Annotated in this window: 17 protein-coding genes and 1 other RNA gene; 7 read left to right on the top strand and 11 right to left on the bottom strand. The window is 33.5% G+C overall.

Annotation, left to right across the window (positions count from 1 at the left end; all coding sequences use genetic code 11):
- Positions 1-2: 2 nt before the first annotated feature.
- A complete protein-coding gene (locus ACRHNM_RS10900) occupies positions 3-722 on the bottom strand; it encodes a glycosyltransferase family 2 protein (RefSeq protein ID WP_431136479.1) in 720 nt (239 codons plus the stop codon).
- 118 nt (positions 723-840) lie between these two features.
- The gene (typA, locus tag ACRHNM_RS10895) at positions 841-2,640 is read right to left on the bottom strand and encodes a translational GTPase TypA (RefSeq protein ID WP_431136477.1); all 1,800 of its coding nucleotides are present in this window, start codon (positions 2,638-2,640) and stop codon (positions 841-843) included.
- 295 nt (positions 2,641-2,935) lie between these two features.
- On the opposite strand from typA, the gene ACRHNM_RS10890 reads away from it, so the two are divergent.
- From ACRHNM_RS10890 to ACRHNM_RS10880, 3 genes are all read left to right on the top strand, one after another.
- The gene (locus ACRHNM_RS10890) at positions 2,936-3,295 is read left to right on the top strand and encodes a hypothetical protein (RefSeq protein ID WP_431136475.1); all 360 of its coding nucleotides are present in this window, start codon (positions 2,936-2,938) and stop codon (positions 3,293-3,295) included.
- Positions 3,296-3,384: 89 nt separating this feature from the next.
- Positions 3,385-4,203, top strand: a complete 819-nt coding sequence (gene kdsA, locus ACRHNM_RS10885; RefSeq protein WP_431136473.1) for a 3-deoxy-8-phosphooctulonate synthase — start codon at positions 3,385-3,387, stop codon at positions 4,201-4,203.
- A 37-nt stretch (positions 4,204-4,240) separates the two neighbouring features.
- Positions 4,241-4,714 (top strand): GNAT family N-acetyltransferase, encoded by a 474-nt coding sequence (locus ACRHNM_RS10880; RefSeq protein ID WP_431136471.1) that lies wholly within the window; start codon positions 4,241-4,243, stop codon positions 4,712-4,714.
- Here the strand turns inward: ACRHNM_RS10880 and ACRHNM_RS10875 are convergent, their stop codons facing one another.
- From ACRHNM_RS10875 to ACRHNM_RS10855, 5 genes are all read right to left on the bottom strand, one after another.
- Positions 4,715-5,074: a DUF1801 domain-containing protein gene (locus ACRHNM_RS10875; RefSeq protein ID WP_431136469.1), complete on the bottom strand. Its 360-nt coding sequence runs from the start codon at positions 5,072-5,074 to the stop codon at positions 4,715-4,717.
- Between the two features lie 193 nt (positions 5,075-5,267).
- Entirely contained in the window at positions 5,268-7,814 is a 2,547-nt protein-coding gene (locus ACRHNM_RS10870) for an adenosylcobalamin-dependent ribonucleoside-diphosphate reductase (RefSeq protein ID WP_431136467.1), read from the bottom strand.
- A gap of 283 nt (positions 7,815-8,097) precedes the next feature.
- Positions 8,098-10,497: a hypothetical protein gene (locus tag ACRHNM_RS10865; protein WP_431136466.1), complete on the bottom strand. Its 2,400-nt coding sequence runs from the start codon at positions 10,495-10,497 to the stop codon at positions 8,098-8,100.
- A 132-nt stretch (positions 10,498-10,629) separates the two neighbouring features.
- The gene (locus ACRHNM_RS10860) at positions 10,630-11,835 is read right to left on the bottom strand and encodes an NAD(P)-dependent oxidoreductase (protein ID WP_431136464.1); all 1,206 of its coding nucleotides are present in this window, start codon (positions 11,833-11,835) and stop codon (positions 10,630-10,632) included.
- Between the two features lie 67 nt (positions 11,836-11,902).
- Positions 11,903-12,115, bottom strand: coding sequence for a DUF2945 domain-containing protein (locus ACRHNM_RS10855; RefSeq protein WP_431136462.1), 213 nt, complete (start codon positions 12,113-12,115; stop codon positions 11,903-11,905).
- A 138-nt stretch (positions 12,116-12,253) separates the two neighbouring features.
- Between ACRHNM_RS10855 and ACRHNM_RS10850 the strand changes: the two genes are divergently transcribed.
- Together ACRHNM_RS10850 and ssrA are read left to right on the top strand one after the other, a co-directional pair.
- Positions 12,254-13,024 carry a DUF1206 domain-containing protein gene (locus ACRHNM_RS10850; RefSeq protein WP_431136461.1) on the top strand — a complete coding sequence of 257 codons (771 nt, stop codon included), beginning with the start codon at positions 12,254-12,256 and terminating at the stop codon, positions 13,022-13,024.
- A 381-nt stretch (positions 13,025-13,405) separates the two neighbouring features.
- Positions 13,406-13,801: a transfer-messenger RNA gene (gene ssrA, locus ACRHNM_RS10845) on the top strand.
- Positions 13,802-14,182: 381 nt separating this feature from the next.
- On the opposite strand, the gene ACRHNM_RS10840 is transcribed toward ssrA, so the two are convergent.
- Positions 14,183-17,779 (bottom strand): metallophosphatase, encoded by a 3,597-nt coding sequence (locus tag ACRHNM_RS10840; protein WP_431136459.1) that lies wholly within the window; start codon positions 17,777-17,779, stop codon positions 14,183-14,185.
- 277 nt (positions 17,780-18,056) lie between these two features.
- On the opposite strand from ACRHNM_RS10840, the gene ACRHNM_RS10835 reads away from it, so the two are divergent.
- A complete protein-coding gene (locus tag ACRHNM_RS10835) occupies positions 18,057-18,296 on the top strand; it encodes a DUF7218 family protein (protein ID WP_431136457.1) in 240 nt (79 codons plus the stop codon).
- Between the two features lie 6 nt (positions 18,297-18,302).
- On the top strand, positions 18,303-19,319 hold the full coding sequence (locus ACRHNM_RS10830) for an AI-2E family transporter (protein WP_431136455.1): 1,017 nt from the start codon (positions 18,303-18,305) through the stop codon (positions 19,317-19,319).
- A gap of 144 nt (positions 19,320-19,463) precedes the next feature.
- Here ACRHNM_RS10830 and ACRHNM_RS10825 read toward each other — a convergent pair whose 3' ends face one another.
- The 3 genes from ACRHNM_RS10825 to ACRHNM_RS10815 form a co-directional block, all read right to left on the bottom strand.
- Positions 19,464-20,231 carry a hypothetical protein gene (locus ACRHNM_RS10825; RefSeq protein WP_431136453.1) on the bottom strand — a complete coding sequence of 256 codons (768 nt, stop codon included), beginning with the start codon at positions 20,229-20,231 and terminating at the stop codon, positions 19,464-19,466.
- Between the two features lie 295 nt (positions 20,232-20,526).
- Entirely contained in the window at positions 20,527-20,688 is a 162-nt protein-coding gene (locus tag ACRHNM_RS10820; RefSeq protein ID WP_431136451.1) for a hypothetical protein, read from the bottom strand.
- Positions 20,689-20,698: 10 nt separating this feature from the next.
- Positions 20,699-23,929 carry a T9SS type A sorting domain-containing protein gene (locus ACRHNM_RS10815; protein ID WP_431136449.1) on the bottom strand — a complete coding sequence of 1,077 codons (3,231 nt, stop codon included), beginning with the start codon at positions 23,927-23,929 and terminating at the stop codon, positions 20,699-20,701.
- Positions 23,930-24,075: the final 146 nt, after the last annotated feature.

The following is a 24,075-nucleotide window of genomic DNA, read 5'->3' as shown; positions in this document are numbered from 1 at the left end:
TATTAATGAACGATACTATATTTTACAATGCAATAAATAGCTCTAAATCCATCTCGCCACCCAATTTTTTTACCTTCTTCATATGTTCGTCCATAATATGAAATTCCAACTTCATAAATTCGGATTTTAGGAATTTTTGATATTTTCATGGTCACTTCTGGCTCGAATCCAAACCTTTTCTCTTTTAACTGAATATCTTTAATAATACTCGTCTTAAACAGTTTATAACAGGTTTCCATATCTGTAAGGTTTAAGTTCGACAACATATTTGAAAGAAATGTAAGAAACTTATTGCCTATTGTGTGCCAGAAAAAAAGCACTCTATGTGGTTGACTTCCCATAAAACGTGATCCATATACAACATCTGCAAAACCATCATTTATTGGTTTTAAAAGCCTATTGTACTCTTCTGGATCATATTCTAAATCTGCATCTTGTACGATTAAACATTCTCCACTAGCTTTAGAAATACCAGTATGTATTGCAGCTCCTTTACCTTTATTCTTATCATGCTCATAATAATGTATATTCAACTCAGGATTTACTTTAATGTATGAAAGAATACGTTCTTTTGTAAGGTCACTACTAAAATCATTTACGACAATAATTTCTTTAGCTATATCTTTAATGAGTTTAACTTTTTTTATCTTATCCAAAATCAAATGAATTGTTTCAGACTCATTATAAGCAGGTATGATAATAGAAAGCTTTAAGATGTCCATAAACTTTAATCTACATTAATTTTTGTAAAGTAATACTTTTGTCATAAACTAATAAGTCTTTTAAACAAAAAAGAGGAATTCAAAATTTGAATTCCTCTTTTTTGCATCGACTAAGTATTTATATACTCTTATTACGTTTACGCTCAACTTCTGTTAAGTAAATTTTACGCAATCTTAAATGATTAGGAGTTACTTCTACATATTCATCTTTTTGAATATACTCTAAAGCTTCCTCTAAAGAAAATTTTATTGCAGGTACAATCTTTGCCTTGTCATCAGCACCTGAAGAACGTACGTTACTTAATTTTTTAGTTTTAGTGACATTAACAGCCATGTCATCACCACGAGAGTTTTCACCAATGACCTGACCTTCATAAATATCTTCACCTGGATCAATAAAAAACTTACCTCTTTCCTGTAATTTATCGATTGAATAAGGAATGGCCTGTCCTTTTTCCATAGACACTAAAGATCCATTTTGACGTTCTGGAATTCCACCTTTTAAAGGTTGGTATTCTTTAAAACGATGCGCCATAATCGCTTCACCAGCAGTGGCTGTTAATAATTGGTTACGTAAACCAATGATACCTCTTGATGGTACGATAAACTGACATACCATTCGTTCGCCTTTAGCTTCCATGCTTAGCATTTCTCCTTTACGCATTGTTACCATTTCAATGGCTTTACCAGAAACTGTTTCAGGTAAATCGATTGTCATTTCTTCAACTGGTTCACATTTTACACCATCAATTTCCTTGATGATTACCTGAGGCTGACCAATTTGCAATTCATAACCTTCACGACGCATGGTTTCAATTAAAACCGATAAGTGTAAAACGCCACGACCAAACACCATAAACTTATCTGCACTGTCTGTTTCTTCAACTCTAAGGGCTAAGTTTTTTTCTAATTCTTTAGTCAGTCTTTCTTTAATATGACGTGATGTTACATATTTTCCATCTTTTCCAAAGAAAGGAGAATCATTAATAGTAAACAACATACTCATGGTTGGCTCATCAATAGCTATGGTTTTTAAACCTTCTGGAGTTTCCCAATCAGCTACTGTGTCTCCAATTTCAAATCCTTCTAATCCAACAATGGCACAAATATCTCCAGTTTGAACTTCGTCTACCTTTTTTCTACCAAGTCCTTCAAATACATGAAGTTCTTTAATTTTAGATTTTACAACCGTTTTATCACGTTTCACTAACGAGATATTCTGACCTGCTTTTAATTGTCCGCGTGTTAAACGTCCAATTGCAATACGACCCGTAAACGATGAGAAATCAAGTGATGTAATGAGCATCTGTGTTGTTCCTTCTTCAATTTTTGGAGCAGGAATATGATCGATTACCATGTCTAAAAGGGGCTCGATATTTTCCGTTTCATTTTGCCAATCGTCACTCATCCAGTTGTTTTTTGCTGAACCATAAACCGTTGGAAAGTCTAATTGCCACTCTTCTGCTCCTAATTCGAACATCAAATCAAATACCTTTTCGTGAACTTCGTCTGGCGTACAGTTTTCTTTATCAACTTTATTAATAACCACACAAGGTTTTAATCCTAAATCGATTGCCTTCTGCAATACAAAACGCGTTTGCGGCATCGGACCCTCAAAAGCATCAACTAAAAGTAATACACCATCTGCCATGTTCAACACGCGTTCAACTTCACCACCAAAATCGGCGTGACCAGGTGTGTCAATAATATTAATTTTTGTGTCTTTGTAAATTACAGATACGTTTTTAGATGTAATTGTAATTCCCCTTTCACGTTCTAAATCGTTATTATCTAGAATTAAATCTCCTGTGTTTTCGTTTTCACGAAATAACTGACAGTGATACATTATTTTATCAACCAAAGTTGTTTTACCATGATCGACGTGTGCAATAATTGCAATGTTTTTGATATTAGCCATAATGATGCCTTATTTTAAGCGTGCAAAGGTACGTTAAATTCCTGTTTAAAAAGTGATTCCGTTTAATATTTTAATACTTGCTGATAATTATTAATGAATAAGTTCAAAACTCAAGCTATACTTGAGCAAATCGAAATATCTCAACACTATTATTTAGTTAATTAAATGTTATAATTATTTTAAGATATAATTTCAGTTTGTAATTTACGTTCTGTAATTGATTAATAGTAAATAGCCACTTCAACCAGCCATTTTTCGAGCAATTTACATCTGATAATTAAAAAATATTGAACAGATGAAACTGATTAGTAGATATTCAAAATTTATTCCTTACCTCTACTTTATTGCGGTAATTGCATATTGGTTTACAGACGTAAACAGAAGTTCTGGTGTTACAGCATATCCAATTCTTCTATTTAGCATTCCATTTATATGGCAACTGATAAGACCCAGTAAAAATCTTAATTTCACTTTGGGAATTACCTTTGTATGTATATCGTCTTACCTTATCTTAGCATACCTCTCAGACTTGCTTAATATTGTGAACTTGTCGTTTAGCATAAAGCAACTTATGGTTTATGGTGGGCTTTTTGTAGCTGCAAATTTTGTCATGTCTTTATGGATGATTCGTAATAGTATGAAACGTGCTTTTTAAATATAATATCTCGAAATTCTAGAATTTAAATCGGTAAATAACGCGTTATATTTTCGTAACTTTGCGCTTTAATTTGAAACTTAAGTTCAATGAATCTTCAAGACGTTCCGAAACTCAATCACCTCAACTCAAATAACTTTTTTTTACTTTGTGGTCCTTGCGCTATAGAAAGTGAAGATATGGCATTGCGTATTGCCGAAAAAGTTGTTGGTATTACCAGTAATTTAAAAATTCCATATGTATTTAAAGGAAGTTTTAAAAAAGCTAATCGCAGTCGCATAGATAGTTTTACAGGAATTGGTGATGAAAAAGCGCTGAAAATTCTTAAAAAAGTTTCTGAAACATTTGACATCCCAACAGTCACTGATATTCATGAAGTTTCTGATGCAACTATGGCAGCAGAATATGTTGACGTATTACAAATTCCAGCATTTTTAGTTCGCCAGACCGATTTAGTTGTCGCTGCAGCCAAAACAGGTAAAGTTGTAAATTTAAAGAAAGGTCAGTTTATGAGTCCTGAATCGATGAAACATGCTACACAAAAAGTAAAAGATTCTGGAAATAAAAAAGTCTGGATTACAGATCGTGGAACCATGTTTGGCTACCAAGATATGATTGTCGATTTTAGAGGTATTCCAACCATGCGTCAATTTGCTCCGACAGTTTTAGATGTCACACACTCGTTACAGCAACCTAATCAAAGTATTGGTGTTACTGGTGGACGACCAGATATGATTGAAACTATTGCCAGAGCTGGTATTGTTAACAATGTAGATGGTTTGTTTATAGAAACCCATTTTGATCCTGCAAATGCTAAAAGTGATGGTGCAAATATGTTACATCTTGATAATCTAGAAAAATTATTGACCAACCTAGTTGCTATTAGAAAAACAATTAATAATCTTTAGTAGTTGGTAAGCAATACTTGAATTCAAATTCGTAACAATGATAGAAGGTTTAGATTTTAGAGAAGCGACTCAGGATGATTTGCCAGAAATTACTACCATTTACAGAGATACCATTAGAGTTGTTAATTCTAAGGATTATTCTGAAACTCAAGTTGATGCTTGGTCAAAAGGAGCAGATGATATCAAAAAGTGGCAAGATCGGATTAAAAAATTCTATTTCTTGGTCGCTGAAATCAACAATCAAATTGTTGGTTTTTCCTATTTAAAAAACGGATACTATCTGGAAAACATATTTGTTCATAAAGATTTTCAGCGTCAAACCATAGGCTCTAAATTATTACGAATAATGGAATCTCAAGTGTCAATGAATGGTCATGACGTTATAAAATCTGACATCAGTACTACAGCACTTGAGTTCTTTGATTCACATTTTTATGATGTAGAAAAAAAACAGAAAACATCTTTTAAAGGAAAAGTTTTTGATACTTACATTGTATTTAAAGAGCTTTAACTACTTTAAAAACGACTTATTCTTATGTTGCTCTACTTCTTTCAGAATGAGAATAAATAAGTCATCGTTGATATCTTCAGGCTGTTTGTAACGCATTGACCTAACAACTTTACGGTTTTCAGAAACCATGTGTTCGGTATATTTTGTTAAATGAGCCGAATGCCAAAACCCAACGTCGACATAATCTTTACTCTGATTCAAATAGCATATTGGTCTTGAATTCACATAATAACACGGAATTCGCCATTTATATTTCAATTCAGCTTCAGGAAATGTATGCTCAATAAGAATTTGCAAGTGCAATAATATAGACTTGAATGGTTCTGATTGTTTTAAAATATAAGCTTCTGCTGGTTTCAAAATAGTAGTCCGTATTTTTAAGTTTCAGTTTGAAAGCCTTAAGCGACATACCAAATTTAAAGTTTATTATCTAAACAAAAAACCTTATCATATTTAAGCTGACATCAATTCAACAAAACTATGACAAGGTTTAAAAAAATCTGTTCGTATTTGTATTTTACAATGATATATTCAATAAAATTATAAGTAGGTTTTAACCACATTTTGAATGCCCGCAACTTTTGCATTTTAAGCAACCTTCTTCAAAAATTAACCCTTCAGGATCATTACAACTCGGACATTTTTTATCTACGGCTTCCGCTCCTTCTGGCACAAAACGTTTTAATGCTCTGGCGACTCCATTTTTCCAGGTATTGATATGGTCATCGTATAAATTTAAATTCTGAATTAAATCTACCACGTAAGGAATTGGCATTCCATGACGTAAAACTCCTGAAATAAGTTTGGCATAATTCCAGAATTCTTTATTAAATGAACGTGACAAACCTTCAATTGTTATCTTATAACCCTCGTTATCAATGTATTGAAAATCATATCGAGAGGTATCATCTTCATTTCTATTCTTTATGACCCAACCTTTTTCAACCCATTGTGGCAGGTTAAACGCATCTTTCATTTTTCCTGTAAAAATTTCATAAGGTCGTCCATCTACTAAACCAATTACAGCTAACCATTTTTCAGATTCATTATGAAAGCGTACAATTTCTGCTTCAACAACATCTGGACGTTTAGCGATTAAAGTTTCAGTGACTTTGGTGTTCTTTTCTTTGGAATCATCATCGGTTGACACTAAAATTCCACTTCGTGAACCATCTCTGTAAACTGTAATCCCTTTTAGTCCTTTTTGCCAAGAATCTATATAAATATCACCAACCAAATCTACAGTAACATCTGATGCTAAATTAATGGTTGAACTGATAGAATGTGTTGTGTATTTCTGCACCAAAGCTTGCATCTCAACACGCTTTTTCCAATCGATTTCTGGTGCTGTAGCTCCAGCATACGGACTTTTAAACACTTCCGTTTTACCAGTGGTGTTCATCCATGTTTCATACTTTTTATGATACACTGTAAATTCTTCAAACCCATCACCTAAATCATCTACGAAATCTACTTTTGAGTTTTCGTCGTTGGTATTTACTTTTCTACGTCTTATGTAAGACAATAAAAAAACAGGCTCAATACCAGAAGACACTTGAGCCAGCATACTTAAAGAACCCGTTGGAGCAACAGTACTAATAGAGATATTACGACGACCAAATTCCATCATTCTTTCATAAGTTTCAGGGAATTCTTTTGCCATCATTTGTACAAACTCAGAGGTATCTTCTATATTTCGGTTAAACACTTCAAACTGACCTCTAGTAATTGCCATATCTATACTGCTATCAAATTCAGCAGTCATTTTTGTTTTCATGATGTCATCTACAACTGATAAAGCATCATCTGTGTCAAACTTGATTCCCAGACCTGCTATGGCATCAGCTAAAGCTGTAAAACCTAAGCCTGTTCGTCGTCCTTTTCTGCCTGTTTCCTTTAATAACTCCCAAGTTTCTTTTTCTGTTCGTTTAATTGTATCAGGTTCTGGATCAGTATTAATTTTATCTAAAATCTTTTCAACAGCTTCCAATTCTAAATCGACCAAGTCGTCCATCAAACGTTGAGATTCATAAACAACTTCATAAAATTTCTTAAAGTTAAATTTTGCTTTTTTAGTAAAAGGTGCCTCAACAAAACTGAATAAATTTACTGCAATCAATCGGCAACTGTCACCACCTTGCATAGCGATTTCAGAACAGGGATTTGTAGAGCTATTTTTAAACTCAGGATATATAGAAGATGTTGAATAATGATGTTGTCTATCCCAAAAAATCAAACCAGGTTCAGCAGTATTATGCGCACAGGTTATGATTTTTTGCCACAAATCCTTAGCATTAATTTCTTTTGTATAGGTTGGTGTTTTGCTTTCAATTGGCCATTGAAGGGTGAATTTTGTATCGTTCACAACAGCTTGCATAAACTCGTCTGATAAACGTATAGAAATATTAGCTCCTGTGACCTTTGTTAAGTCCTGTTTTATCGTAATAAAATCTTCAATATCTGGATGCTTGACGTCCATAGTAAGCATTAAAGCACCTCGTCTACCATTTTGAGCTACTTCTCTTGTCGTATTAGAAAAACGATTCATAAACGACACTGCTCCTGTGGTAGAACCAGCTGCATTAGACACTTGTGCATCTTTAGGACGCAATTCTGATAAATCCACTCCTACTCCACAACGTCTTTTAAATAATTGTGCCAATTGTTCATCGGTATAACAAACACCTCCATAAGAATCTAAAACCGAAGGCACCACAATACAATTTGACAATGACGCTATAACTTGGTCGTTACCTAACCCAAACATCACACTTCCTTGTGGAATAACATATTTGAAGTCTTTAAACAATTGATAAATTTTAGTTTCGTCTAAAGGGTTTCGTTGTTTTCCATATGCCGACAAATTATCTAGAGCTGCTTGGCTAACTGCATATTTTTTTTCGACTCGTGCAAATTCTTTTGCCATGCGCAAATGCATCTCATCAGGTGTTTTTTCTAAGTAATTTCCTTGATTATCTTTTAAACAATACTTATTAATCCAAGTCGTTGCAGCAAGTTCGTCATTATTAAAGTAAGGCAAAGCATGTTTAAAAACATCGTTATAGGTGTATGTTTTTCTCTTCAAGGTTGGAGTGATCATATCGATTAGAGATTTTGAAAGATTAATTAACCTCAACAAAATTAACAGACCTTTGAAATCAGAATATGACAAATATCATACTTGTTAATAACTCCAATTAAATGTTAACTTTTAAATTTCGACAAAAGAAATAACATATTAAACTCAAAGTAAATCTTATTCTGACACTCATCATTTTAACTAAAATATATCACTCAAAACAATTTCAAATTCTAAAATTTAAATAAACCTATAAAAAAAAGGAAAGCAAATGCTTTCCTTTTTTTGTTTGAATATTATTTATCTAATTATCTGTTGGATCACTAGGATCTGTACCTGCTGCCATTTCTTCACCATTTGTATAACTATCACCATCGCAATCTAAGGCATTCCATGCTGCAGTTTCAACACTTCCAAAATTACAATTCAAATTAAAATCACATTCATCTAGTGGAGCAGGATCACATTCATTTACGGATATATCGCCATCACAATTAGCACTATACCAAGTATCCCAAACTAAGCTATAATCAAAACTAGCATCGTTATAATCGCACCAATCGTTTGGATCTGTTCCGTCGATTAACTCCTGTGAATCTTGAACAGAATCACCATCTGAATCTTGAGGAAAACTACTTGAATCATTAGGATCTGTTCCAATTAAAGCCTCATAACAATCATCAAAGCCATCATCATCACTATCTGGATCATTAGGATCGGTAATGTTTCCGTTTGGATTACAATTAGAATTTTGAGGAAATTCATCAATACCAGTAATTTCTTCACAATCGGTTAAACCATCTTGGTCAGAATCTACATAGTTTTCATAAAAAAACAATTCAGAAATATCAGACTGATTTGTTAGAGTGTTAGTTGCCCTTACAAAAACGGAATCTATAGTTCCATCATCTGTAAATTGATTTGGCAAAGCATTTGTTTCGGCTTCAGCATCAGATTCTAACACATAAAACGAATAAGTATTATTTATTAAACCTGAATAAGTTTGCATAATTATAGCATCAAAATCTATTATAAAATTTGGAGCGCAACCTGAATATGGAGTTTCAGCAGCATAAATAAAAACATCTAAATCATCTAAATAATCTGGTATTTGATCGCCATCACTATCATCTGTTGTTGGATCGCCATCATTATCACGATCTTCATCAGCAGTGCCCACTCCATCACCATCGTCGTCTTCATCTAAATAATTTGGGATACCATCGTTATCACTATCATCATTTTCAAAATCGTTATCACCATTAATATCTTCGTCGATATCGAAAATACCATCATTATCTGAATCTGTTAACTCAACACAAGACATTTGCATGCCTAAATCTGTAGTTGGCACTGTAAAGTTACCCGTTGTTACATCTGTGGTTTGGTTGTTTAGCAAATCGACAACTAAAGCTGAGAATGATACATCATCACTACAATAAGCAATAGATACATCTAACATGCCATTATCAATAGGAATAGTTTGAGTAGAATCATTATAAACCAACTGCATGTAACCGTTAGTGATTGGGTCTCCAGAGCAATTATTAAAAGTTCCGGTAAAATTTGTTATTAATGCATCTGCATCAGGCACTTGTATTGTAATATTTTCATCTGAAGAAAAAGGTCCGATAGTTGTTGTAAAACTAGTTCCAATACATCCAAAATTTGGAACCTCTAAAGTTAGTTCATCATCTTGCGGTACTAATCCACACTCTACACCATCAATATTTGTATAGCCATAAGTCCCTGTTGAAGCCAAAGCCGGAGAGTACAAATCCATTGCTGTGTAAGGCAGCGGATTTCCATTGGTATCTGTAAGCGTAATACAAAGTGTCACAGCAGGATATTGAAAATCCCAATTCCAAAACGAAAAATGTGAGACCTCTCCAACATAGTTATTCCCTTGAAGTGTAGCTTGACCTTCTTCTTTCCAGTAACCTCCTTCTTCATCAAAAGACCATAATGGAATTGTTGAAGGTGTATCTGTTACATTTAAGGGCACTGGAACAGATATGGTTGCAGTACTACCTTCAGCTAACTGCAATTCTTCATTTGAAGCACTGCGTAATTCTACAGCTATCATACCATAGGTTTCCAATACTCTCGGACTTCCGTTAGCGTTTTCAGCAAATAACATTCCTGGCATTTGTAACTCCATACGATTATCGTCTGGATTTAAATGTTTTAAAACAACTTTAACTGCTCCATTATAACTAACACCTTGTAAATTTTCAAAATTCCCATCAAACACAACCTGTGTTCCATTTGGTAAGTTTACAGTACTGGTTTCACCTGAATTTACAGTTGCCGTAGTATCTAAACTTAATAACATAATAGTGACCTGATTAACTCCTGATGAAGGCACTAATGCTCTTGAACCATCAATAAAACCCTCTTTAGACGCTTTTATGTAAGCAAACTTCTCAAAAACAGAAGCCTCTGTTATTGAAAAAATTCCATTAGTATCTGTCGTAGTTATACTAGACCCAACCGAAATTGTAACACCAGAAACAGGATTATTATCTTCGTTAATGACTTTTCCCATAAAACGTGCATTGTATGGACTTCCAAAATTTTCAGAAAAATTGGAGTCTTCTTCTTGTTGTTCTGCTGGTTTATCGGTATTCCAGTTATCGTCTTCTGAACACGTTGATATTGTAAAAACGAGAACAATAAATACTAAACTTTTAAATATTTTCATAGAGTTATGATGTTGATTATAACCAATAGATGCAATTTACAGCTAAAGGTTGCTTGTTAAAAGTAAATAAAATTAGTCAAGTCATCTCTCGACTCAAGTTAACGTATATAAATAAAACAACTTAGAATGGTTTTACCCTACCTCTACATACTCCTGTAAGTATTTAAATCGTTCAGTCAATTTACCATCTGCAGTTGTAATTTTAGCACGTTTTAAAATACCACGTTCGTCGCCATTAAAAAAAGCTGGAATGACATGCTCTAAAAACATCTCACCAAAACCTTCACTTGCATCTTTAGGTAATTCACAAGGCAAATTATCTACTGCCATTACTGTGATAGCCTCATCTGCGTCAAAAGCAACTTCGGTTTCAGTATGTGGATCATAACCATAAAAAGGATTTGCAATGGTTGATGGTCGAATTGTACTTGCAACTGGACCGTCGATATCACAAGAAATATCGGCTACCAAATTAATTCTGAAATCTGGATGCTTAGCGTCTTCTCTTGTAAATAAATAAGGTGCATTATTACCGTAAAAATGCCCAGCAATAAAATAATCGGTTTCTTTAGCATATGGCATAAAATTACTTTCGTAACCTGTTGGGTTTTTATAAAACTCCCACTTTTCGCCTACTTTACCATCGATACGCTTATTGTATTCCATAACATCTGCCATGACATACACTGGTTCTGAAAATTGTGAGGTTAAATACAATGCATCACTCACTTGTTTGATGTTTAAGTGATCTAAGATTTCTTTTGCTCCCATAGCAACTTTTCCGGTTCCTGTGAGTAGAATTTTAATATTTGGTAAGGTAATTTTATCAAGTTCGGCTTTAACTTCCTTTAAATCTGCCAGTGTTTCTACTTTAGAAAGCTCAAACAAGCCATCACGTAAACCTAATGCCCTAAATCCATTATAAGCACCAACCAGACCAGCATAACGCCCAAAACCGATTAATCGTGCACCACTTTTTTTAACAATCGTTTCATGGTCGTACATTTCGATATTCTTATTGAGCATATCGACTAACAATTTCCTGTTATAGGGTTGTTTTTTTATAGTATGCGAAAAGTAAAAGTATTTTTTATTCGGAATTAAATACTCTAAAGGTACTTCTTTTACACCAATCATCACATCACAATCAGACACATCATCGGTTACTGTAAATCCTTGTTTACGATATTCTTCGTCAGAAAACACACGTATATCTGAAGATTCTACTACAAACTGAGCTTGAGGAAATTGCAATTGGGCTTCAGCTAATTTTTCGGGAGAGAATACCACTCGTCGATCTGGTGGATTTTTACGTTCTTTGATGATGGCGAATTTCATATATGAGAATTTTTCACGAAAATAAGCTGATTTTATGGCTTAAACAAACAGGTTATTGATTAAATAATCAATCTGTTCGTTCAACTTCTCTTTCACTTTTTAAAACGTAATTACCATCATCTTGTTTGATATACAATGCTTTATTACCTTGTTCTCCTTTTCGGGTAACCTCATTTCCCTTAATGGTTTTTGTAACTGTTTTAGTATAGGTTTCCTGAACTTTTCCAGTTGCTGTTCCGTTTCCCCATTTCCATTGGACTTTTGAACCTTCTTTAATCATATTTACTTGATATTGCTTACAATTCGTTTTTTAATAAACTGTATTTAAATGAATTAAGTTACAAAAAATTGTGATAACGCTAATTGAATTTATGAAATGTAAGTTTATTAAATTAACTCTAACAAAAAACAAATTCAAATGGGTTCTAAAAAGAAAACACTTTCGCGCATTGGTATAGCTTCAAAGGGTATTGTCTACGTTCTTATTGGTGTATTGACAGCTCTCGCAGCTTTTAATCAAGGTGGAAATAAAACAAGTAAAAAGGATGCACTTCAATTTTTAGCCGAACAATCTTATGGAAGGATATTGTTAATTCTCATTGGTATTGGATTATCTGGTTACTTATTCTATAGATTCTATCAAGCTGTTGCAAACTTAAAAAATCATGATGACGATGCTAAAGGTTATTTTATGAGAGCTAGCTATTTCATTAGTGGATTAGTTTATGGTTTTCTTGCGTTTTCAGCGTTTAAAATGAGCATGGGAAATTCCAGTAATGGTTCTAGTTATGTTACAGATATATTAAATTCTGAATACGGTAATATCATAGCAATATTAATCGCAATTGCCTTAGCAGGAAAAAGCATTTATGAGTTTTATAAGGCATACTCTGGCAAGTACAGAGAAGAGATTGAACATACAGATATTGATGCCAGCGCACAAAATATGCTAATTAAATCTGGAAAAATGGGCTTTACAGCAAGAGGCATTGTTGTTGCTATCATGTCTTTTTTATTCTTTAAAGCTGGATTTCAAAGCAATGGTGAAAAAGTTAACAGGGCGAATGCCTTTAACTTTTTACAAGATGAATTTGGATCTATCGTTCTTGGACTCGTAGCCTTAGGCATTGCCCTGTATGGTGTATTTATGCTTATAAAATCTAAATATCCAGATGTGAACCTGCAATAATGTCAAGAATGTGATTTTGGAATACTATTTGCTTAACTTTTAATAGTGGAAGTATGAATAGTTTTCAATAACTTTGCATTCTGCGTTAAGGGTTACTCACGTTATTATTATTTTAATAAATATGAGTTCGTGAATGCTCGGCATTTGAAGCAACATCCTTTTGTTTTTGACTGACCTTTCGACTGCGCTCAAGGTGACCTAACAAAAAGATATATCGGAAAGCCTGACCTGTAAGGGAACGCTAAAATAATTATCAGAGATATGTTGATGAGATCCTGACATCGAAGATTCATGAATACCTAAATTTAAAATAAGTATGTATGAATAAATTAATTCAGGATTAATTCGATTACGCAAAATAAAAGTTTGCTATCTCATTAAGGGGTCGACTGGTTTTGACAGCGAGACTCATTAAATGGTAAGCACGTCGTGTAATGACTTTGAAACACGTAAAAGGCTAGGTCAACTTTTTAAACGGCGAGAATAACTACGCTTTAGCTGCGTAATCTGAATTACAGTAAGATTGTGCTAGTTCCTACGAGGTAGGAAGGCTAAATGTCTCCAGAAAGCCTTGGTTAATGGCGTTCTTATTAGAGGCATCGTAAATATTGACTTAGATAAGGTAATGCTTCGGTACCTTTTCGAGATAAAGAAGCTAAGTGGGAAGTAGGTTGTCTTTTGCCAGCTTACCATCTAAAACCTAATAAAAGACTAAACGTGTAGAAAGCTCTTTAATAGCTTGTTTGGACGAGAGTTCGATTCTCTCCGACTCCACAATTAACCCTTGTATCGTAATAAATACAAGGGTTTTGTTTTTTGGTTGATAGTTCTGTTGATATTTTATGAAATAATTCCTTTTTAGTATCGCCATAAGCTTTGTTAACTAGAACGTCAACCACTGCTTTTTTAAAGCCAGAAATTAAAATCCCTTGTCTATAAGGTAAACTCTAATGCTTCATACCCTTGAGAACCATTAAAACTTCTTCATGTTTTAATTTTTCTGTGCAATGTATTTTTACAGTATTGTTTTTCTTTTAATGGAGTCATAAGTTTCTTATTGTTATGTAATTAATTATAACATATAATAAAGAATGATATGCAGAGTTTACGCTGTATATAAGAAAAAATTTACGTCTGTATGTAAAATCACTTTAAAGATTAAAAACGAAATCCTGCTGTAAATATAATACGACTGTCCTCAACACTTTTGTAATAGCCTATATTAGCGGTAAGTGCTTGAAAACCGTTTATAAAAACCGAACCTCCATAACTATTATGCCATTTGTTAGAATTACCATTCTCATTCCAGACACGACCAAAATCAAATCCACCTGTAACTCCGATTCGTAGAGGAATGAATCCTGTGCGTGTTTCTATAAAACAAACTCTCAAATCTGTGGTTTGAAAAAATGAGGTTTGACCTAAAAACCGTTCATTTCTATAGCCTCGTAAACTTGTATTTCCACCAACTGTGGCTGCGTGATAAAACGCATACGAATCACCAAGAATAAAATTTGCCTTAGCTTTGGTGGCTAATGTTGCTAATCCGCTTTCATGAATTGGATAAATTAACGAAACTGTTGGTGATACATAAGAAAATTTGTTATCAAATTTAGAATCGATAGTTTGTTTATAACCTGCAACGAAAGCAAATTGCATGCCTCTTCTAGGAAACGCAAGCAGATTACTTTTATTATTAAAATTAATTCCTATTTCACCTCCTGCATAAACCTGATTCTCGAAAATATCATCATCTGAATTGAAGAATGCTTGAGTGAAACCATTTTCAGAATCTTCAACTTTATGTGACTCTACGCGTGCTGATACATGAGCACTTACATTACCACTTGTTTTGTAAATTAAAGAAGGTTCAAAATGCCACTGGCTAATTTTGGTACGATTAAAATCCATATCAACATCGTCTTCATCGTAATTGGTTTCGTTTCCAACACCAAAAAAATTAATGGCATAATTTGCGCTGGTAATACGAGCATCAACAGCTAAATTCCAGTTATAGAATACGTGTGCAAACTCACCATTATAAGTGAATTCAAAACCCTGATTGGCTGAATAGTATGAAGCACTTAAAGTATGTCGTGTCGTAAATGGGTTTCTTAATAAGCCATAGGTGGTAAACGTATTTGCTATTCCTGCACTAAATCCAGCGTCTGGATCAAACCCAACACTTGGCAGCAATACATTATTTGAATATTGACGTTTTTGAGGATCAAAATTATTAATATCATAAGAGTCTGTTAGCGTTTTAGACACCGAAGTATTAAAGGTGTTGTCTTTAGATTTATAATCATAAACCTTTACGGCTCGTTTATTAGTTATATTATAAATATCATGCTCTTCGCCTCCAAAAATTTTGAGTTTGATGTAATCACTTCCTTCGCCTGACACTGAAATTGTATCATCACCATCGAGTGCATACATCCATATTTCTTTTGTTTCATCTTTTAGATAAGTGTTTTCAAAAATGATGTTGTCTTTTTGACTGATAGTAATTGTTGTTTTTCCGTTTGGATGTCTTAACACATCAATTGTATTGTCTTTGTTTGTAGCCACTATGATTTCATGCTTCTTAAAATAATCGTAATAATCTCTGGCAATCGAAACCATATGTTGACGTCGTTGTTTTAGAATGGATTTTATACTATCGATACTCTCATCTTGAGTATCTTCTAAGAGGTTTGCAAAGGCACTATCAATGACCTTATCTGTTAATTCATTCTGAATGGTTTCTGCCTGCTTTTTCCAATCGTTCCATTCTGCTCTATTGATAAAGTTTTTATCTAAATAATATACAGAATTATTGAATGTTTTAACATTATGCATTTCAGGAGCATAGGTCTGCATATTTCGTGCTAATGGAGATACTGCTTTTAGTATAAATGGAAATACACCATCATATTTTGGGAATGCCTGATCACGATCTCTAGGAATTGGTTTATAAAGTTGAGTTCCGTCACTTTGCTCGTGCAGAGCCCAACGCCATTGATCTGCATGTCTGTCCCAATCTCCAATAAGCATATCAAACAAGCGTGCTCTTAAGTAACTATCTTCATCTATTTTTACATCTTTATCTTCTCGCAATTCAATTAATAGATCTTTTGTACTAATAATGTCATCTGCATTACCAAATGTTTTAAAACTCTTGTTTTCATCACCAACATGTTTTTCAAACATATAGAGCTTGTCTCCATAATTTTTATTGAAACGACCTAACCTTTTTTGTTTTGGCAGATATACAATTTTAGGATTGGCATGTGCTATATCTATAGCATCTAAAAGTTCGTTTATAGCAAATTGTGCGTAAGGTTGCGCTGTGGTATAATAATCTTGAATAATATCCTCGACAACAGTATTATTTGCATATTCTATTACATAATGATCCTTAATTCTAGATTGTATAAATCTTACAGCACTTTTACGGAGTTCTCTAACGGTATATTCATGTTTATTATCATCCATTAATCGTAAGCTTCTGGATTGATTTCCGCCACCTTCAGTAATTGCTCTAACATTATGTGGTAAATCCTGGAGAAATAATACTGGAGCTTCAATGTCTCTTCCATAAATTTCTCTGTAATGATTACCCCAAAACCATTTGTAGAATCCTGATTTATTCACTTCTTCTTCTGAATAAATAGAAGCTTTATGTGTAGAAGCAAAGTCTTGTTTTGTGTGGTACTCAAAATCTTCTAGAGTTCCTTTTTTCAACTTTATAATAGAAGAAAACGCCTTAGCCGTCTGGTTTCCAGTTACGGTATATATTTCAACTTCTGAGCTTCCATCTTTGTAAATATTGAGTTTTGAAAACCCATGTTCAGCAGAACTATAATGACCATCTTCAAAATCTGGATTTGCTTTTTTAGTATTTCCTACTGCTCCACTGATAATTTGCGGTATACCATCATCCTTTAAAAACTGCAAATTCTTATCGCTTCCAGATACAAAAATGACATCATTAAACTGACTTGCTAAAGTTTCTAATCGACCAACTAGATACTGCATGTCATCATGATAATACGCTTGTTTTGAAAGTCCACCCATACGATTAATAAATCCTTGACGTGTAGCTGTTAATATAGGATGGTGTAAAGCGACCACAATGGTTTTATTCTGTTCATCTTTGAGTTCGTCTTTAAACTCAATAAAAAATTGTTCTCTTGTTTTTATCTCACAATCATTGTTAATATAAGGATGTTTATCCCAATCTTCAAGATACCACTGGGTATCTACCATGAGCAATTCTACGTCATCACTTAAGGTTTCCCGTTCTAAAGGACAGCCATCGTTTGGCCAAAATTTTGCCTCACTGTTATCTTGTAAAAAAGATTCGAGATCATCAATATTTTTATGACCACCTTTATTCCACTCGTTTTTTCCAGGAATAAAAACAATCTGACCATTAAAACCAGATAAAGGCTCTAAAACCTGAGACCTAAGAAATGCTTCGTCACTTTTTCTAGCTTCATAGTTTTTTCTATAACCACTAGGTCTTGTAGTGTTTCCTAATGCAATAAAAGTTGCATTCGAATCATTTTTAGACGCTTCAACTATCGCCTTTAGTATGGCATCAGAATTATAATTATTATCCAAACCTAAGTTGGATATCATATAAATGCTTTTAGAAATTTCTTTTGAAGTTTCTTGAGAATACATCAGAGGACTAAAACCTAACATTAGAATAGGTATTATAAATAATTTGAGGCTCCAAATGTCTTTTGAAAATAGATTAATCATCATATTGTAAACTTAAGTCAGGAATTGCAAAAGTCATCATTTAATTATTTAAAACAGTGCTATAATAAAATTATGATTGAACCATTTGTAATAAATATCATCAAACCACTCATGTTTTTCTTTTATATATGCTATTATTTTCTTTTACATAAAACCAACTATAACATCTTGAAAATCATAATTAAAAAATCTATTTCAGCTAATATTTATCTTGTCTGTGTTAAAACATAACAAGGCTTTTTATTTAATTAACGATATAAATTATTTTAACTAAAGAGAAATGGCAGGTTCAAGAATTAAAAATGAAGATCAGTATGAAGCCCTTAAAGATAAAGGCTATAGTAAGGAAAAAGCAGCGCGTATTGCAAATACAACCAATTCTGGAAAGAAAGGTGGTAAAGCTAGCCCTTATGAAGAATGGACAAAAGACGAACTTTACGAACAAGCAAAAAATGTTGGTATTGATGGTAGGTCTAAGATGAATAAAGAAGAATTAATAAAAGTTCTCAGAAACAACTAAAACGTTATGATAAAGGCAAAAACCATAAGACAGATTTTTATACTATTATTAATACTGTCGATTGGCATATTAATTTTCAAAGAGCTTTCTCCCTATTTATCTGGTGTTCTTGGAGCGATAACACTTTTTGTATTGCTAAAAAAATTTATGAGTAAATTAGAAAGTAAGGGTTGGAACTCTATGCTTGCTGCTGGCGTTTTAATGTTTATTTCTTTTATTGTTATTACTATTCCTTTAGCTGGAGTTATATTAATGTTGAGCAATAAAATTGGTAATGCAATAGACAATTCTGAGAAGATTATAAAGGTGTTTAAAACTGAACTCAACTCCTTAGAATCTTTTTTAAATTATGATCTCACCTCACAAATTCAAACAGATAAAATATCTGGTTGGCTATCGGAAAATTCTCAGGCATTTTTAGGAAGCACCTTCAACGGATTTATTGCTATCGCATTGATGTATTTTTTATTGTACTTCATGCTGATTAATAGAAATAAGGTTAGAGAATCTATTTATAAATACATTCCAATTGGTAAAGACAACTTAAAACTCATGGAAGATGATGTTTATGAAATGGTCAAAGCTAATGCCTTAGGTATACCGCTTGTCGCCGTTGCTCAGGGTGGTGTTGCTCTTATTGGATTTTTTATTTTTGGAATACCAAATCCATTTTTTTGGGCTGTAATAGTGACCATTGGCTCAATGATTCCTTTTGTTGGTAGTATGCTCGGTACCATTCCTGTTTTTATATTAAGCATTACTAATGGCGAAACTTTTCAGGCATGGGGAATTCTAATTTATGGCATTCTAATTGTAGGAGCTACTGACAACCTTATTCGATTGTTTGTGTTAAAAAAACTAGATAATGTTCATCCTCTAATTACACTTATTGGTGTATTGGTAGGGATTCCGTTGTTTGGGTTTATGGGCCTTATTTTTGGGCCTTTACTCGTTAGCCTTCTATTAATAATTGTGCGTATTTATAAAGAGGAATATGCGCACAATAATGATGACATGTTATAGTAACTTGTTTGCTTTTAGATTTTACAGAAAAATATATCACAACAACTGCATTTACATACTTGGAAAAATCAACATTAAATTAACCCCATTTATTAAAAAAACCGCTCAATTGAGCGGTTTTTTCAAACATAAAACTAAATTAGACTAATCTCCACTTAAATTCTTATTATACACCCAAATTTCATCCCACTGATTTGTAAATGTATCATTAATGTTTTCTATAAATACATCCCATTGATCTGCTCCAAACAATTTTTTGTAAGCAGCCTTAAATTCTCTGTCCTTATCAAAGTCTTTCCAGTCTTTGTAAAAGCGTACACCTGCAACATGACGTCCTAAATCACCTTGTAAAAACTGATTATAATACAATCCCCAAGGATTGTCTCCTGGCATTGACTTAATTGTTTCGCTTACTTGTTTGAAGTGGTTGTTCATTGTATAGTCATGATCATCAGAAACTTCAAAATACCTGATAAATAATATAGGATGACTAAACTCAGGACTTGTTAACATACTGGTATTTGATTTTTCATCATCCTGAGACCAATACTCAATCGTATGAATCTTTTTTATGTATGGCATGACATTATCTCGCCAGTCAGCATCATGACCACCATCTCCAGGCCGATCATCACCATGCTTAAACATGAGTGGTCCCATTTGCCATATCATGCTTCCTGCGTTTGGTCCAGCTGTAATATTAAACACTGTAGCTTTGTAAGGTCCTTCCTTATGATAGGTCTCATTGTGTTTACGCATATTTTCACCCAATGTTTTCAACTTGGTGTAGTCTGGTGTTAACATGACACTTTGCCACATTGTATAGTCTTCAGATTCTTGAGCATTTACAGTCGTAGAGAATGTAAACATCAGTGCTAGCATCATTAAAGATGCAATTGATTTTTTAAACATAATTGATTGTTTTTATTGGTTAGTAATACCCTTTTAAGAGCTGAAATAAAATTAATAGCGTATAATAAATGAAGTTGTTATGCTTACATTTAAGATATAGATCAGATTTGAAGACAGTTAAAAGTAAGGCAGCACTTTACTTTTTACAACCAACTTAGGACGAAAGCACCCAATTAATGTACGAGAGCGGTTTAATATTTACCGAATAGCCTTTAGAGTAATAATAAATAAGAACACTATTTTCACATATTCAAACAAAAAAAGTGCATCTTTTTTAAGACACACTTTTTTTTGTTTAATCGAAGGGATTTCCACCTGGATCTGGAGGTGAAGACGCTTGAGCTTGTTTTGGATTGAGCACCACAAAGGTTCCAATAGCCGTTAAAGCTGCATATTTCCCTATCTTATTTAAGGCTTCTTTTCTGGTTATTTTATTTTTAGACAGATTATCTTTCATCTTATACATTTTATTTTATGATTACTTTTTGAGATTTATGTACAGTATTGTTTTTAATTGTGACTATATATACACCATCGCTCAAAGTTGAAACATTTACTCGATTTTCTAATTCAGATTCATTAAGCTCTGAGGACATTATACGTCGACCTTGAATATCATGTAATTCAAATGTTGTGGATTTTTGAAGTTGTCCGCTAACTATAATCTGCTGAGAGCTGTTAGATGCAAATACATTTATATTAGTTAGATCATTTTCAATAGTTGATAACACATCTTCTGAAAATCTTAAATAGAATCGACCAGTTCCTGATATCGTTGTTGGAGAGGTTACAGAATAATCTGTGTCATTAAGCAACACAATCGCATTTTCAACTGCATCTTCTAAATAAACATTTATAGATTCAGGTATGTTTGAATCCTCTATACTTATTGTGATTTGTTCACCTTGATTCATGTTTACACCTAAAGGAATATTTAAGTCGGATAAATCTGAAATATTCAATGCCTGAAGTGTCATTGGCCTTCCTGAATTTTCTTCTACCAGATGAGAGTAAAATTTTAAATCTGTAGTTGAAATATTAAGAGCAGCTGCATCATACCCTACATCCAATCCTAAACTTGAATTATCATCAAAATAAAAACTAGTAGTTTGAACCTCTTCACCGATTAAATTCAACTTTAGTAAATAATTTGGGCTTGAATTTCTATTACTGATGTAATCATCAGATCCATCTGCAGTTTGCATAGTAGTATTAAATTCAATCGATCCACCAACATCATTAGAAGCAATAAAAAACCCTTGACCTGGAGCAATATTGAAATTTTCTCCTGGTAAGTTTAAAGTCGCCATGTTAATAATTGTAAAGTTTCCAGTTGTTGGAGCACTTCCAGTATATTGTCCATTGTTATAGCCATAAATACCAACAGCTTCACTATCCATCACATCAGTGTTAACAGGATTTAAAAATGCTGATGCGCTTACATAACTTGGATAAGGATTACCGATCAAGTTCCATTCACTACCATTAATCGGACTAGCGACAGGAACAGAAACATCCAAAGTATTAGCATCTCCAGAAAATCTAATTGTTTCACCACTAGTAGTTGCAGCTCTATATCCTACACCAGCTTCCAAATTAGTACTGGCATCTGTCGCAAAATTAACATAGCTTGGTGATGATGAATCATTGTCATAAGGTCCAAATGCATAAACAGAACCATTGGTCGCTAATTTAGACGCATTATTTGGCAAACCATAAGTTAAAAAGTTAGAAAATGATGCATCATTACTTATTGCTGGAGCAGAGATAAGGTCATTACCACCTGACACACCTGTTCCTACCTGATTTGTATATCTTGCATAATTCACTGTTCCATTAACAACTCCGCTTTCTGTAATTATTAAACTGGAGTAATTTGAAGAGGTAGATTCTAAGTTAATCTCAGAAACATTTACCTCAGCATCAATCGTAATGGCAGCTCCAGACTCTACATTAATATCATTTACAGTTGTTGAAACACTAAGTGTTGGATTACCAGCATTTATGATAATATTATCAATACTTGTCCCTATTCCATTAGGGTCTGAAGGAGACCAGCTAGAACCATCATAGGTGTAAATTACTGGTGTGGCTACTGAAGGGTTAAAAGTCACTTTAATATCATCAATAGCAATTTCATCTCTGGAACCTCCTGAAGCTGCATCGTCACCTAACCATCTTAAATAAAAATTATTAGTATCACTGATACTCAAGCCTTCTAAGAGAATACTTTTAGTTTCAGAAACCCACTCTGGACTTCCAGAAGCTGTTTCAGGCGTAGTAAAATTTAATGTAGGTGCATCAATAAACGTGATATCGTCATCGCTCCAAGCAAAATCGAAACTAATACTACTATCTTGATCATTGTATGTATATATCGTATATTCAACAAGAATTTGTGTTACTTCTTCGCCAGTTTGGTTTTGACTTTTTAGAGTAATAGATCCTGGAGTAAAATCACTTCCGCCTGGTTGAATTCCTAAAGCAGCATTACCACTTTCTGTTTCAAAGGCATAAACTCCACCAGTACCAACACCTCCTGTACTCGACCCTCTTGCAAAATCATCAGTTGATCCAATATCTCCAAAGTTAAATCCAGGATTACTTGATAAACCTACAATTCTAAACGCATTAGAATCTAATCGTCCACTTGTTGGTGACGGAACTATTCCTGAGCCATTAAAAGCATCGATATTTACATTAGAAACGGTATTATCAAAATCTATAGTAAATTCAGTATCTTCATTTATAATTTGCCATCCTTCCGTTACTGGAGGTGCATCATTAGCTTCAATTGTCAAGGTAAACGTATCATTAACTCCAACACTTGCATTATTTCCACCTGAAACATTTTGTATTTGAAACTCAAAATTTTCAGCAGCTTCATTCAATCCGTCATCAGTAACTGTCACAACAACAGTTTCGTTAGCACTTGACCCTCCGGGAAACATTACAGTTTCTGTTGTATAAAACTCTATATCTGATACATCACCAGATGTTAACACGACATCAAAGGTAGTCGCAACTGCATCCTCATTGGTAATACTAAATTCTAAACTGTACGTACCAATACCTTCAGCAACTGAAGCTGAAGTGGACGTAAACTGAACCGAAGTATCATTTGATGTGGCCACAACCGAACCGTTAACGGTTATATCGTTTCCTGTACCTTCAAAACCTCCAGAGCCACCATCAGATTCTGCTCTCATGTAGAATCGATATGTAATTGGTGTTGAAATGTTATTTTGGTTAAACGTAAACGTTATAATTTGACTGGCTGAAGTATCGTCTAAACTTTGACTTCCTCCAAGATTTTGTACAAATCCATCTAAAGAACTTCTTAGTATTACTTCTCTTGGACCAGTTCCTGACCTCTGAATGTTAACCTCCAGAGAAGATATATTTAAATCAAAACCTGAATCTGGAGTTACGGTAAACTCCATATAGTCGTTATCTGTAACCGCAGTTTCAATATCTGGAGAGTCAGTCCAACCTGTCGCATTAAATCTATTTCCGTTATTGGCTGCTGTTAAACCAGATCCTCTGGAAATGGTTGAGTTTGAAATGTTCGTATTATTGAAGTTTGAATTTGCAGTAGCTTCACTACCTACAAGGCCATCAAAATCAAATGTAAGAATTTGGGCATATCCAAAATTTGAAATTAATAAGGCACAAAGTAATGTGTAAATGTTTTTCATAGTTGTAAAATTTATAGGTTTTTGGCTATCTGACTGCTTGAAATTAAGCTATAGCCTAGTATTTATTTGAAATACATGATACATTAACACGTCTGTTTTTATTATTTCTATCCATTAAAAAAATAACTCTTTTGCTAATTTTTATG

Source organism: Psychroserpens mesophilus, assembly GCF_050617655.1.
GTDB classification, from domain to species: Bacteria; Bacteroidota; Bacteroidia; order Flavobacteriales; family Flavobacteriaceae; genus Psychroserpens; species Psychroserpens mesophilus_A.
The sequence above is the reverse complement of the archived record's forward strand: the minus strand, read 5'-3'. Positions and strand labels throughout refer to the sequence as shown.

Bases quoted from the DNA above. Each gene is read 5' to 3' on its own strand.
- ACRHNM_RS10820 (WP_431136451.1), bottom strand. From the start codon at position 20,688: ATGAAAGATAATCTGTCTAAAAATAAAATAACCAGAAAAGAAGCCTTA.
- ACRHNM_RS10855 (WP_431136462.1), bottom strand. From the start codon at position 12,115: ATGATTAAAGAAGGTTCAAAAGTCCAATGGAAATGGGGAAACGGAACA.
- ACRHNM_RS10850 (WP_431136461.1), top strand. From the start codon at position 12,254: ATGGGTTCTAAAAAGAAAACACTTTCGCGCATTGGTATAGCTTCAAAG.
- ACRHNM_RS10830 (WP_431136455.1), top strand. From the start codon at position 18,303: ATGATAAAGGCAAAAACCATAAGACAGATTTTTATACTATTATTAATA.
- ACRHNM_RS10890 (WP_431136475.1), top strand. From the start codon at position 2,936: ATGAAACTGATTAGTAGATATTCAAAATTTATTCCTTACCTCTACTTT.
- ACRHNM_RS10900 (WP_431136479.1), bottom strand. From the start codon at position 722: ATGGACATCTTAAAGCTTTCTATTATCATACCTGCTTATAATGAGTCT.
- kdsA (WP_431136473.1), top strand. From the start codon at position 3,385: ATGAATCTTCAAGACGTTCCGAAACTCAATCACCTCAACTCAAATAAC.
- ACRHNM_RS10840 (WP_431136459.1), bottom strand. From the start codon at position 17,779: ATGATGATTAATCTATTTTCAAAAGACATTTGGAGCCTCAAATTATTT.
- typA (WP_431136477.1), bottom strand. From the start codon at position 2,640: ATGGCTAATATCAAAAACATTGCAATTATTGCACACGTCGATCATGGT.
- ACRHNM_RS10865 (WP_431136466.1), bottom strand. From the start codon at position 10,497: ATGAAAATATTTAAAAGTTTAGTATTTATTGTTCTCGTTTTTACAATA.
- ACRHNM_RS10860 (WP_431136464.1), bottom strand. From the start codon at position 11,835: ATGAAATTCGCCATCATCAAAGAACGTAAAAATCCACCAGATCGACGA.
- ACRHNM_RS10880 (WP_431136471.1), top strand. From the start codon at position 4,241: ATGATAGAAGGTTTAGATTTTAGAGAAGCGACTCAGGATGATTTGCCA.
- ACRHNM_RS10870 (WP_431136467.1), bottom strand. From the start codon at position 7,814: ATGATCACTCCAACCTTGAAGAGAAAAACATACACCTATAACGATGTT.
- ACRHNM_RS10835 (WP_431136457.1), top strand. From the start codon at position 18,057: ATGGCAGGTTCAAGAATTAAAAATGAAGATCAGTATGAAGCCCTTAAA.
- ACRHNM_RS10825 (WP_431136453.1), bottom strand. From the start codon at position 20,231: ATGTTTAAAAAATCAATTGCATCTTTAATGATGCTAGCACTGATGTTT.
- ACRHNM_RS10815 (WP_431136449.1), bottom strand. From the start codon at position 23,929: ATGAAAAACATTTACACATTACTTTGTGCCTTATTAATTTCAAATTTT.